The organism is Candidatus Accumulibacter sp. ACC012 (assembly GCF_907163155.1).
GTDB lineage: Bacteria > Pseudomonadota > Gammaproteobacteria > Burkholderiales > Rhodocyclaceae > Accumulibacter > Accumulibacter delftensis.
Genome location: NZ_CAJQUC010000017.1, coordinates 21,131 through 35,072, shown reverse-complemented (window position 1 = coordinate 35,072; position 13,942 = coordinate 21,131). Strand labels below are relative to the sequence as shown.

At 65.4% G+C, this 13,942-nt stretch carries 2 protein-coding genes (1 of these 2 only partly in view); one reads left to right on the top strand and one right to left on the bottom strand.

Annotated elements, in window-relative coordinates:
- A protein-coding gene (locus QZ648_RS16805; protein ID WP_291997733.1) for a CARDB domain-containing protein crosses the window boundary here: on the bottom strand, positions 1–13,791 show its 5' end (the start). The gene continues 20,094 nt to the left of window position 1, outside the view; only the first 13,791 of its 33,885 coding nucleotides appear in the window; the start codon lies at positions 13,789–13,791; the stop codon falls past the left edge of the window.
- On the opposite strand from QZ648_RS16805, the gene QZ648_RS16800 reads away from it, so the two are divergent.
- Positions 13,790–13,942, top strand: a complete 153-nt coding sequence (locus QZ648_RS16800) for a hypothetical protein (RefSeq protein ID WP_169066851.1) — start codon at positions 13,790–13,792, stop codon at positions 13,940–13,942. The genes QZ648_RS16805 and QZ648_RS16800 overlap by 2 nt on opposite strands.

Sequence of the window (13,942 nt, the reverse complement as noted above, 5' to 3'; positions counted from 1 at the left end):
GTCGATGTTGCGCACGCGGATGCGTTCGTTGAAGACGGCGTCGGTGGCGCTGCCACCCTCGTTCCTGATTTCCCAGGCCAGCGTCAGCGTCGCACCGGCCTCGATGTCGCCCACATCGGCCGGCTCGACACGCAGGTTTCCGGGCAGCAGGTCCGGGCCCGTGACGCGCAGCAGTTCGGCGCTGTTGTTGGTCTCGGCGTTGCGAGCGGGATTGGCTTCGGCGAGCTGCCCGCCGGCATCGGCGATGACGCGCAGCAAAAAGCGCCCGGCCGCGGCGGCGCCGCTGGGCCAGGTGAACTGCGTGCTCCGCGAACGGCTGGCGCCGGCAGCGAGCGGGCCATCGCTGGCCAGGTCGACGGTGGCGAGCAAGGACAGGGTCTCCGCATTGCGCAGTTCCAGGCGTTCGCTCCACGGCCCCGCGGCGGCCTTATTGCCCGCGTTGCTCGTCAACCAGTGCGCAGTGACCGTTTCGCCCGGTTGCAGCGCGCCTTCCGGGTCTAGCGTCAGCGCGCCGACGACCAGGTCGACGTAGGGCGCGAGGTGCACCTGCAATGGCGCGGAGACGCGATTGTTGCTGCGGCTGCGCTCGGCGAGCTGCGCATTGGCGTCGCTGACGACGATCAGCTCGTAGTCGCCGAGGAAGTCGATCGGAATCAGCAGATCGGCGCTGCCGAGGTAGCTCGCGCCGGCGTCGAGAGGGCCGCTGTGCAAACGCTCGGTGACGAGGACTGAAACGCCGTCGTGGGTCAGAGTGATACGGTCTGTCCACGGCCCGAGCGCCGCTGCGCCGTGGTTCTCCACCGCCCACTCGAGGTGTAGGGTTGAGCCGGACTGTAGCGGGCCAGGATAGTCAAGGTGCGTGATGGCGAGGTCGCTACGCACGATACGGACCGTTGCCATCGACGCGCTGCGGTTGTTGGTCGCATCCAGCTCTTCGACGCTGTCGTCGCTATCGACAATGACCAACCAGCGGAATTCACCTTCGGCCGTCGAAGGCGGCAGGGTGAAGCTCGCGGTTCGCGACACCATGGCATCCGCCGCCAGCGACCCTGAATTGAACACGCTTGCCAGCTCGCGTAGCCCGGCGGCACCCTGGTCGAGGTAGATGCGATCACGCCAGGGAGTGTTGACAGGGTGGTCAGTGTCGGTAGTGCCGACGGGCGCGTTTCCTACATTTTGGGTGCGGTAGCTGATGCTGGTATTTTCGCCCGGGCGCAGAATCGTCGGCCCTACGACTTCGCTGACCGCCAGATCGGCGACTGGCTTTTGCGTGATGCTTAGCGGCGTGACGCTGGCAGCACGGTTGTTGCCGGTGCGTCCATTCTCGGCGACCCTGCGGTTGGCGTCGCTGTCGACGAGCACGAAGTAGGCGCCACTGAGGACGCCCGGCAGCGTCACGGTGACTGCGCCGAGATAGCTTTCGCCTGGCGCCAGCGTGCCGGCATGTGGAACGTTGGCCACGATGATGTCACTAGGGTCGAGGCTGGTGTCGGACGAGAGCAGCACGCGATCGTGCCACAGCGCCTGGTCGCTGATCGCGTTGCCATCGTTGCGCACGCTCCAGCGGATGTCGGCGCTTCCGCCGCTGAGTGCAAGGGGGGATGTCGTGATCTCGACTACGCTCAGGTCGGCGAACGGGCTTTGCAGTGCGAAGGCCGTGCTGTGGCTGTTATCGGCGCGCGTATCGGGTTCGATCGCTTCCTGGTCGGCGTCGGTGCGCAGCGCGAGGAACACCGGCCCCTGGGCGATGAACGGCAGGGTGAGCGTGGCGCTGCCTGTATAGCTCTCGCCGTGACGCAGGCCACCGCTGTGCCGGAAGCTGCCGACAAGGATGTCGTCGCCATTGCCGATGACCGTGTCGCGGCTGATGATGAGCTGGTCGTTCCAGTCGCCGTCAGCGTCGGCGCTGCCGCGGTTGGCGACTTGCCAGTCGATGCTGATCTGCTCGCCGGAGATGCCTGTCGCTGGCGCGGCAAAGGATTCGACCTGCAGGTCGGCGTAGGCCGTGCTCGCCGCGAGCAGTTGCACTCTGGCGCTATTGTTGCTCTCGGCGTCGGCCGGGAGGGCAGCAGCGGCACTGCTTTCGAAAAGTACGCCGAGACCGCTACGGTCCTGGTCGACGCTGACGCGAATTTCGAGAGTGCCGACCGCGCGCAAGCCGTCGGGAAGGCGAAAACTGAAGCTTCGCTCGCGGTACTCGCCGGGAGCGATAGCACCATTCGGCTCGCCCGCCGTGGTGGCGAGTGGGTCGTAGGTGACGCTGCTATCGAGCAGTTGCTGGGCGCTGTCGAGGTTGGTGACCACGATACGCTCGGGGAACGCACGGGCGGTCGAGCTATCGCCCCTGTTCCAGTCTTCCCAGTGAATGTTCACCCTGCCGCCGGCCTGGATGTCGGTGTCGTCGCTGCGCAGCACGCGCAGGTTTCTGATCTCCAGATCGGCGCCGACGAGGTGGATCAGTTCGGCTGACTGGGTGCGCTGAGCAGCGTCGGCGTTGCCGCTGGCCGTGGCCACTACGGTCACTGCGCGTAGCAGGAAGCGTCCGGCAGCGCTGCTGCCGCTCGGCCAGAGCAGGCTCGCGCTGCGGCTGCGGCTGGCGTCGACCGCCAGCGGCTCTTCGCTCGCCAGATCGTCGAGGACGACGCTGATGACGAGTTCGCGGGTTGTCTGGTTGAGTAACTCCAGGCGCTCGCTCCAGCCGGGCGCGGCCGCCTGATTGCCGCGGTTGACGGTATCCCAAGTAATCCAAACCTCGGCGCCGGGCTCGAAAGCACTGTCGGCTGCAAAGGCGAGATTTTCGATGTGCAGTTCGCTGGCCGGCGCCCGGACGACGTCGATCTCGATGGAGCGGGCGTTGTTGCGCTCATTGACCCCGCCGACGCTGCTTTCGTGGATGACATTGTCGGCGTCGGCGATGACCGTTATCCGCAGGCGGCCGGCAGCGCTGTCGTCGGCAGGCAGAGTGAGGGTGTGGCGACGGCTGCGCGAGTCGCCGGCGGCAAGCGCTCCATTGGCAGACTCGCTTGCGTCGTAGGGGACGTAGACGTCGGCAACGATGCGGCCGCTGTCGAGATTGCGTACGACGATGCGCTCGTGCCAGTTGCCCACGGTCGCCTCGCTGCCACGGTTCTCAAGCAGCCACTCGAGGTCTATCGTCTGGCCGGTGCGCAGCTCATCGCTAGGGGCCACGATGCTGCTGACAGTGAGGTCAGCTGCCGGTTTGGCCCGGAACTCGTCACGAGTCTGTGTGCTTGCCTGCGGCACCAGGCCGAGCTTGAAGGAAATGGGTGCCGCAGGGTTGGCGGCTGTGCTGCCGCCATCGATCACCAGCGTATAACTGCCGGTAAGCAGGAGTTCCGGCGTCTCCTGATCGACGCCGCGCAGGCTGTGCCGGTAGACGATCTGTCCCGTGGCGCTGTCGACATGGTCGAAGGCGACACTCGCCACGCCCATGGCGCTGCGCTGGAAAACTGTCCGCCCAAGCGGGTCGAGAAGTTTCCACTGCGCCACGGCGCGAGCCGCTCCCGAACTCGACGTGCTGCTGGCGTCCAGCACGTTGAGGAAGTAGCGCTCGCCGGCGCGCGCCTCGAAACGGAAAGTCTGCGTGCCATCCGCCGGCGCAATGCTGATCGCCGTTGGCGTCTCGCGAGCCAGCAGCGGGCTGCCATCGAGCGTGAGCACGCGGAAGCTGCAGCTTTCCGGCGTGCTGATGAAGTTGCGGAGCAGCAGCGTGTAATCGCCGGCGGCGAGCGGGCCGGAATGGTAGCGGGCGTAGTTGACCCTGCTTGCATAGGTATCCGTAGCGGGGTCCAGCATGCGCCGCGCGAAGAGCTGCAGGCCGGCAGGATCGAGGAGTTGCCACCATAGATTGGCACCGCTGCTCAGGCTGTCGAAGGCGAGGACGCTGGGCTGCTCGAGGTGCAGCGCGTAAGGTGTGCTGCCGTTGCCGTCGACGGTCAGGCCAACAGTGCTGCCGAGGACGAGAGGCGGTACCTTACTGGCAGTAGCCGGCGGGGTGCGCAGCGTGAAGGCGTAGGGTCGATCGTGGGCGGTGTCGGCAGCGCCGTCGATCAACAGCAGGTATTCGCCGGCCGCCATCGCCAGCGGGGAGCCGTGGCTTCTGGCGTCACCATCGGCTTGCTGTACGCCATCGGCCGAGAGCAGGCGCCAACGCAGAGCACTGGCGGAGCCCGCGTCGCCGTCGAAGACGAAGGCGCGCCTTTCGGGGATGCTGAAGCGATAGCTGTCGACGACGCGGCCAGCGGACAGCTTGCCACTGCTCGGGGTGTCCGCGAGCAGGCGTGCTGCGTCGCCAAGGGCGTCGGTTTCACTGAGCGCGAAGCGTAGCTGTCTGGCCGCCAGCTCGCTGGAGGCATCCCGCAGTTCGAGGATGTAGCTTCCTGCTGCGGGGAGCTTGATCGCGCGTGGTGCAGTGTTGACGGTATTAAAGGTGTTGGCTGTGTCCGAGCTGTCGGCGGCATACACTTGCCAGCCGGCGGCGCTGCGGACCTCGGCATGGGCGGCGAAGTTCGCACTCAGCGGGCTCAGCCATAGTGTCGCGGCGTCGCTGGTCGTGAAGCGAAAGGCGAGCTTGCCGCCAGCGTCGAGCGTCGCAGTTACGATGCTGTTCAATGTCAAGGCTGGCGCGGGTCCTCCAGCGTTCGAGACAGTGAAGGCGAAGTGGCGGTTTGTCGCGCCATCGCCAGTGTTGGTGTCGCTGCCATCATCGCGGAGCAGGAAATAAGTGCCGTTGCGGGCGAGGGGGCCGGCACTACCGGTGCCTTGTCCACGCGCCAGCTCCTGCCCGAATTCGTCGAGCAGCCACCAGCGCTCGCTGTCGCCGGAATGTTGTTCCAGCGTCAACCGGTCGCCAGCGGCGGCAATGAAGTTGAAGACCGCGACCTGGCCGGTCAGGCGCTCGCCGCTGATCGAAGCACCCATGCTCAAGGGCTGTGCCTGCGCCAGGTCGAGTAGTTTGAAAGCGAAATCGTCGCCATGCCGGAGATCTGTATCCGCGGTAAAAGCAAGGTGATAGCTTCCTGCCGGCAATTCGATGAGCGCTAGTGGATCGTCGAGACTTGCCGCGCTGGCCAGCCTCCCCTGGTCGATCAGTTGTCCTTCGCGAGAAATCCGCCAGGTGAAAGCGGCACTGTCGCTTTCGCTACGGGCCAGGTCGAGCAGCACGCGCGTCGCCGTCGGTACGCTGAAGCGATAGACCGCGCTGGCGGTGGCGGCGAAAGCTTCACCGCCGACCTGTTCGCCAAGCGCGATTAGCTGTGTCGTTTTCAGCGCGAAGCGGTACTCCGCCTCTCCGCCAGCCGCCGACTGCTGCTCGCTGTCCCAGACGAGGAAGTAGTGTCCCGGCGGCGGTGCTGTGACAGTCGTCCTTGGTTCGTCGAGAGAGCCCGCCGCGACCTGGGCGCCGTCGCTACGGAGCAGGCGCCACCACCCGTACAGTCCGCCGAGCTTGCCGGGCTGGTAGTCGAGGGGCGTCCCTGCGGAAAGATCGACGGCGTAGATGGCCGCTTCGCCGGCCTGCAGGCGACCGTAGACAGCTGTGTTGAGCGACAGGGTGGGTACCGTGGCGAGGTCGAACAGGCGCATGGCGTAGGCCGTATCGCCGCTTGGCGCAGCGATCGTCTGCACCTCGATACGGTACTCGCCGGCCTCAAGATCGAGCGGCTCCTCGGGGCGTGCTGCCGTGTAGGCGTCGATCGTTCGCAGCCATGTGCTTCCCTCGTAGAAGAGAATTCGCAGCGGCGAGTCGACTTTTGCCACATCGAGGTAAAGCAGCTTTCTCTCGGTCAAGCGAAGGCGATAGCTGTGTTGCGCTTCGCCGGTGTCACTTGCAGGCAGTTGGCCTTCGATACGGCTGTTGAGCACGATCGGTGGCTGTGGCCGTTCGATGGAAATGCTCGGGTCGCCAGCGAAATCCCGGCGTCTCACGAAGTACCAGCTGCTGTCCTGCGATGGCACAAAGCGCAGCACCGCGCCGTCGGCAAGCAAGTGCGCCTGCAAAAAATCCGCTCCGTGAATCGACCATTCGCTTCCGTTCGCGGCCTGGAGGAGATACTCGGCACCGGCCGCGAGATCGACTCGATACATGCTGGCGCCGGAGTCGGAGTCGCCGAAGCTGATCAGCTCGCCGATACCGTGCCCGGCAACTACCTGGATGGCGTTCGTGCCGCTGTCGACCCGAACAGCGATGCTTCCGCCCGGACCATAGTCGAGCGACACCTCCAGCGTGTAGTCGCCGGCGGCGAGTGTCAGCACATCGGTGCTGGCCTCGTCGCTATTCCAATAGCCATGGTCACCAGTAAGCAAGCCGGCCGCGTCGCGCAGTACCCAGTGCGCTTCCCATGCGCCATCGCTGCCGCCGGTGTGACCCTTGATTAGCGCGAGGGCGTTCTGGTCGAGGGTGAAACGAAAAGCCTTGCTGGTCGCGCTGCTGTCGTCCAGCGTGTCGCTATGTTCCAGGCCCAGCACGAGAGGCACGCTGGCGAGCGGCATTTGCTCATCGCCAGCGTCCCGCCTTGCCACGATGGTGTAGTTCACGGTGCCGGCAAGATAGTCGCCGCCAAAGAGGACGAGGGTGTAAACACCGGACTCTTCGACCGTCTCCTGCAAAGCGCTGCCGTCGCCGAGCCAGTGCTTGGCAAGGCGGCGACCGAGCGGGTCGAACAGGGCAATGCTGACGTCGTTGTAGCCATAGCGGTCGAAGCGCCTGGCGCTATTTATTTCGACTGTCAGCAGCTCGCCGGCTCGTGCCTGCAGGTAATAGATCTGCGTCTGCTGTTCGCCGGGAGCCAGGGTGCCGGCGACTTCCTCTTCGGGCTCCAGGAGCGGGTAGTCGGCACCCGCGGTGTTCAGCAGGCGGAAGCTGAAGTCATACGACGCATCGCGATTGCCTGGCCACGAACTGGTGTAGAGCCTGAGTACGTAGTCACCCGGTACGAGTTCGAGCAGGTCGTGGTCCCTGCTGCCCAGATGGCTGTCGGCCAATTGCTGATCATCTGCGTTGCGCAGGTGGTAGTCGACATCCCATATTTCCGACAAGGCCTCGACGACAATGCGGCTGCGCTCAGTCACCGAAAAAGTGTAGGTGAGCGAATAGAGGTTCGACGCGTCCAGGCTGACCGTGCGCACTTCGTCCAGTTGCAGGGTCTGCGGGGCCGACGCGGCGAGGGTGATGGGCGTGTTCAGCGCACCGCTGGCCGCGCGCTCTGGTTGTCGCTTCAGTTCGAGGGTGTAGGTGCCAATGTCGCCTGACAGCTCGATCGAGGTGTTGGCGCCGCTTCCGTGTGCGAGCAGGTCGAACCAGCTATCGAAAAGCAGCCAGCTGAGTTCTTCGGCCGGCTCCTCGGCTGACTCCGTGTCGATTTCGAGGCGAAGGTATTGTCCCTCCAGGGTCGAGTCGAATCGGAACACCTTGACCTGTTCGCCGCTTGCGAAGCTGGCCGGCGTTTTGCCGATCGACAATTGCGGCACCTGATTCAGGTCGACCAGGTGCACGCTGAAGGCGGCGCCGCTCTCTGCCGACAGGTCCAACTCGTAGTTGCCGGCGGACAGATACATGGTGTAGGGCGAGTCGGCTTCCCGCTCGTCGTCACCCGGCTGAGCCGGGCCAAGAGGGAGCCAGTCGCCGGAATCGGGAGCGTCGCGCGCGTCGCGGATTCGCCATTGCACGCCCGCGTCCGAACCCTGGTCGTGGATCTGGAGATAGGTGCCTGTGGGTACATGCAGCTTGTAGCTACGCATCCCTTCGTCATCGGTGAGGCGCCCGGAGAATCGATCGCCAGGAATCAGGGGCATCGGCGACAAGGCGAGGCTGAAGTCAATGCCGTCCCCGGCGTCGGCTTCGTCCTTACTCTGAGCGGCGCTGGAAAGGATGACCATGAAGCGTCCGGCTTCGAGTTTGCCAAGGTCAACGAGGTGATGCATCGCGGCGCCGCCGTCGTCGAAGTCCGGATCGTCGCCGCCATGCACTTGCCGACCGGCGGCGTCGTAGATTGCCCAGCGGACGGGCGACGCGCTGGCGGTGGCGATCTGCAGCTGATGATCACCAGCCCTATGGACATCGTAGTGGTAGAGGACGGCGTTGCGAGCATTCGTCAGCCGGCCGTTCGTTCCCGTCGCGGAGAGTGCTTCCGTGTGTTCGGAGGCGAGCAGTTGCAGGCGGTAGGTGGCCTGGTCGGCTGTCGCTTCGATGATCAGCACGTAGTCACCAGCGCCGAGCAGTTCCTTGTAGCTGGCGTCGTCGTCGGGCCACCAGACAGTCGGGCCGGAATCTGCGCCGGCGGCTAGCAGACGCCAGCGGATGTCGCGCGAGCCGGCATCGTGTACCCAGGCGTGCGTCGGCAGGGTGGCAGCGAAAGGCAGGCTGACCCGGTAGCGGACGCGGTCGCCCGAGTGCGTCAGGACGCCATCCAGGGTTTCATCCGGCTGCGTGTGCGAGAGGCTCGCCTGGTGGATCCTTAGCTCATAGTCGAGCGAGATCTCGAAAAGCGGGTCGATTTCCAGGACCAGAAAGCTTTCCCCGTCGGTGGTGCTGTCCAGCTCGATCTGCTTGCCGATCGGGAGCGCGGAGTCGTCAAGCAGAATGCCGTTAGCGTCGTAGACGGTGAGCCTGCCTGCTGCGCTGTCACTGCTGCGGGCCGTAACCGAAAATGGCCGGCCATCGTTCACCGGCGGTACGCGAAAAATTTGCGCGCCGCTGCCGGCGTCCAGGGTTCTGCGTATTTCCTCGTCCGGCGCCAGCGTTTCGGCCGCGCCGACGTCGAGCAGGCGGAAAGCGTAGGGGCCGAGATCTTCGATCTGGTCGGCTTCCACGGCGAAGGTGTAGGTGCCTGCATCGAGGGCAAGAAAGGCATTGCCGTCGCAGACGCCGGAGGCGAGAAGCGAGCCGTCGGCGGCGCGCAAGGTCCAGCGGTTTCCGGAAGCGGTGAGTCCGTCGAAGAGCAGGCGTGTCGACCAGTCGAGCGAGAGTTGCCATTGATCGGCAAAGTCGGGAAGCCGGGTGTTTCCAGCGGCCTCGCTGCCAACGGTCAGTGTCGCGACCTCGGAGCTGACTAGTGTCGCCGCATAGCGCAGCATCAGCGGCGCGTCGTTGGCGCCCCTGCCGACGACGATCAAGAGGTATGTGCCGCTGCGCGGGAGCGTCGTTGCGATCGCTGAGTCGCTGCTGCCGGCGGCAGTGTTGAAGATGCTCCGCAGGTCGTCGGTGGCCAATAACCGCAGCGATGCCGCGCCGTCGCTCAGTCTGAGGACATCGAGGCTCAGGCGGTCGCCGGCTGTGCCGTCGATGCGGAAGAGTCGCAGGCGGCTGGCGGCGTCGAAGAGCAGCGTCTGCGTGCTATCGAGAGGCAGGGTTTCGGCCTGGCCGGCATCGAGCAGGCGGAAGCGGAAGTTGTCGGTGCTGGCAAAGCCAGGAACGATGCGCAGGCGATAGAGGCCGGCAGCGTCCAGCCGGATCGGCTGGACGGTGGCATGGCCACCAAAACTATGGTTGTTGTGGATGAGGCCGACCGGTCCACGCAGCTCCCAGCTCAGATTGTCGCTATCACTCAGGGCATCCAGAACGAGTATTGTCGGTGCGTCGATCGAAAACACGTATTCGCGAACCAGACCGGGCTGATCGATAACTCCGGAGACTTCGCTGCCAAGCACGATTTCCTGGCTGCGGACCAGCAGGCGGCGCAGGACGAACTCATAGAATTCATAGGTATCGCTCGGGTTGTCCGTGCTGTTGTCGATTTCCTGGCCGTCGACGACGAAGGTGTAGCTGCCGGCCGGCAGTTTGAAGAGTTCATTACTCTCCGACATGCGGCCGCTGACCCGTGCTCTGCCGAGGCTGTCGAGTATGCGCCAGTCGCCGTCGCGCGTCGGCGTGATGGTCGGCGTGAAGATGAAGTCACTGTCCTCGTCGACGCGCAGCGAGAATGCCTGTGCCTCGCTTGCCGGGCTAAGGGTCAGTGGGACGAAGCTTTCGAACGGAAGGAGAGGCAGGTCGGCCGTGTCGAGCAAGCGAAAGCTGAAGCTGCCGGTGGCCAGGGTGGGGCTGGATACGTCGAATTTGTAGTTGCCGGCGGGCAGCGACAGCACGCTGGAGCGCGTAGTGGCGAAGCTGTTCAGCGGCGCGTTGCCAGCAGCGCCGTTGAGCGGCGCTTCCACGCCGCGCGGCCCACTCAATCGCCACACGAAATCGCTAGCGTCGGCGCCGCTAGTTTGGCCCGTGTCAATCAGCAGTGAGCTCGGTGCCGTGAGCGTGAAGCCGTAGCTGACGCCTTCTCCCGCGCGTTCGATGCTGCCGAAGCTGCGTTCGTTGAGCGTCAGCGGTGCCGCACGGGAAGTCGTCAGGGCAAAGGCGAAGGCAATGGGGCGTGGCGAGGAGTCCGGCACCTCGTAGCCGAAGTCGGGAAACACCGCCAGCAGATATTCGCCGCTACTCGGCAGCTCGGTTTCCGTGACGCTCGCGCGGAGAGTGGCCAGCGGGCGGCTATAGGGATCCCACAATTGCCAGGAGACTCTCTGATTGGCGTCGCCAGTGAGCTGGAGTTGGGAGACGATGCTGTGCTGGCCGGCCTCTGCGGTAAAGCGGTACAGACGCGTTTCACCCGCGGGGATCGTTTCGTTGATGCTCGTGCCCGAGGGGAGGTCGATGGCGGCGTCGGCATTCAGCACGCGGAAGCGGTATTCCGCGACCTGCGGGCTGAAAGTGTCCAGGGTCAGCAGGTAGTTGCCAGGCGCCAGGCGAAGAATCTGCCCCTGATCGTCGCGGAAGGAAGTCCATCCCCGTACCGTGCCGAGCGGACCGGCAAGCATCCAGCGGGAGGATGGCGCGCTCGGGGGACCACTCAAGGGACCGCTCAGGGCATCAAAGACGAGGGTGCTCGCCTGGTCGAGGGTGAAACGATATTCGGCGACACTGCCGACTTCGGCCGAGCCGACGCTGATCGGGCGGTTGAAGACCAGCGCCGCGCTGACTTTGCTCTGTCGGGAAAGCGTGAAGCCGACATTTGACGCGCCTTTGGCGCCGTAGTAGCCATCGTTGAGCAGCGTGTAGCGGCCAGTCGTGGCGATGTTGATGCTGGTCGTGATGCTCGCGCCCGAGGCCGCCGCGACCTGGCGTCCGAAGGGGTCGAGCAGACGCCAGACGCCGCCAGCCGAATCCACGGCGTTCAGGATCAGGGTGCTGCCGGCCGTCGCGGAAACGCGGTAGCCGATTGTCGAGGCGGCTGCCACGCGCATGGTCACCACTCGCTGGCCGAGCGCCAATTCCTCGAAGCTGCCACTGTCGAGCAGACGGAAGGCGTAGGCGCCGTCGCCAATGACACTGCCTGTTGCGGCGCTGCCTTTGACGGTCAGGGCGTAGTCTCCTGCCGGCAGATTCAGGAGTGGGTTGGCGTCGGCGTCGTCGCTGCGGTAAAGGGGGCGGTTCTCGACTTCGCTGCCGCGTGGCCCTTGCAAGGACCAGATGGCGCTGCTGAAGCCACCCTGTGTGTCGAACACCAGTTGACGGTCGTCGGAGAGCGTGAAGCGATAGGTCCGGGTGGCTTCGGCCGTGGGCAGCAGGCCGGCAAGCATCGTGCCGAGAGGCGCGGGCTCACCGGTGGGCAGTTCGACCAGCTCCAGCTGACCGATGCGCTTGAGCTGGAAGCCATAGTCGCGGGGCGTCGTCGCATCGAGGCGCCCTTCGAGGAGCAAGGTGTAAGCGCCGTCGCTGCTCAGCAGCCGGGCGTCGGAACTGTTGCCGGCAGCCGGTAGGGCGGTGGGTGCGCCGACGTCGTGGCCGAAACGGTCGACCAGCCGCCAGATGACTTCTTCGCCACTGCTGTCACTGTCGCCGCTACTGCCACTCATGTTCTCGAGGGCGATCTGGTCGCCGGCCTCGGCAAGGAAGCGATAGGCGTGGGTGCTGTTGCCGGGGGGCAGGGCGATGCTGCTGCTGTCATCGAAGGCCAAGGCGGGCGCGGCCGCGAGATCGAGCAGGCGGAAGGAAAACTCGCCGCTGGCGGCGGCTGTGCCGTGCACCGTCAGCTGGTGCTCACCGGGCGGCAGGGTGAGGATACCGAGGTGGCTGGCGGACGTGCTGGCGCCGCTATCGTCGCTATCGTCGAAACGCCGATCGCTGACCTCTTTGCCGCGCGGTCCGGCCAGTGACCAGACGATATCGGCGCGCAGACTCTGCGCTTCGAACGCTACTTGCGTTGCCTCGGCCAGATCGAAAGTGAAGATCGTCGACTGGCCAGCGCTGGCGATGGCTTCGGAAATGGTCTCGCCGAGGGTCAGCGTCCGCGTCACATCGGGGACTGCGTGCAGCGAGAATTCGTAGGCGAGCGCCACGTCGGCGGCGTTGTTGTCCGCGCCATCGAGCAGCAGCCAGTACTCGCCGCTCGATGGCAGCGTAAATGGTCGGGTCATGGTGACGGGATTCGCCGCGGCGCTGAAATTTCCGGCCGCGACTCGCACTCCCCAGGGGTCGACCAGCCGCCAGGCGAGTGAGCCGCCGGCGACCGAGCGCGGCTCAAGGAAGAGCTTGTCGCCGGCATTGAGCGCTATCTTGTAGATCTGCGACGCGGTGGCCTGCTCGAGCTGGCCGCTCGTTACGGCGTTCGCGACGAGCTCCGGCGCCGCGTCGGCGGCGAGCAGGCGGAAAGGGAAACTACCCGTGCCTGGGCCGTCGAGGTCGACCGACAGGGTATGGCTTCCGGGCGGCAACAGCAGTCGCTCGCCGCCGTCGAAGAGCGCGCTTTGCCCCGCCACCCGGCGCGTGACCTGCTGACCGGCCGGCCCGCTCAGCGACCAGGCGAAGCCGGCGTTGTTCAGGCGGTCGAAAATGACCGGTGTCGTATCGTCCAGAGCAAACTTGAAGTGAGCGACCTTGCCGGGCTGGTCGATGTGGGCGATCTGCGTTTCGCCGATGCGCAGTGGCGAGACGCTGTCGACCACCGCTTGCAGGGTGAAGTCGTAGGTCAGCGCTGCCTGATTGGCGATAGCGCCTTCGAGCAGGAGCAGGTATTCGCCGCTGTGTTGTACGGTGAAGCGCGCGCTATCGTGCCGGGCATCGAAGCTGACGCCCTCCTGGCGGCCAAAGGGGTCGAGCAGGCGTCCGAAAAGCGCAGCGGCGGCGGGCGTCGTGGCCTTGAAAGTGTAGCTGTCCCCGGCGCTGGCACGGAAGCGGTAGGCGGCGCTCTGGTTGCCGAACTCGAGCACGCCGCTGACTGGCGTGTCTGGGTCGATCACGCTTGCCGAAGCGGCGTCGATTACGCGCAGCGAGTAGGCGCCCAGCGCGTCCTGCGCGCCATCGACCCGCAGCTGGTAGTGGCCGGGCGTCAGATCGTAGGCTGGCGGACTGCTGTATGGGGAATCGGTGGCGCTGAAAGACCTCTGCCCTAGCAGGCCGCCGGGACCGTCCAGGCGCCAGCTCAGGTCGCTGCAATTGCTCAGGCTGTCAAGGACGACACGGCTGGCTTCATCGACGGTGAACCGGTAGTAATCCTGCTCGCCGGGAACGTCGATGCTGCCGGCAAGAGTCATGACTCCTGCGGCGGGATCGCCGTCGAGAAGAATGCGCGGTTCGAGGGCCTCGAAATGGAGCTTTGCCGTCGCAACTTCGCGTCGCCTGCGTGTGGCTGCGAGCTTTATTGGCGCTGGCTGCGCTGGCTGCGCTGCTCGCGGGGTTGGGCGCGCTGGCTGCGAGGGCGGCTGCTCACCGGGCAGCAGGCCGCGATCGGGAGCGTCGGGAGCGTCGGGAGCGTCGGGAGAAGGGTTCCTGCCTGTGGACTTGCGCATGTTTGTTCCCCCTCGCATTGCAAAACTCAATGCCAACGGACAAAAAACCTACGTTTCTCAGCGACCGGTGACGGTCGCCGGTGGTCACCAGCGGCTGCAGCTTGCGCAGCTCCTGCAGCTCCTGCAGCGCGTGTCGGCTGCTCGGACTTGA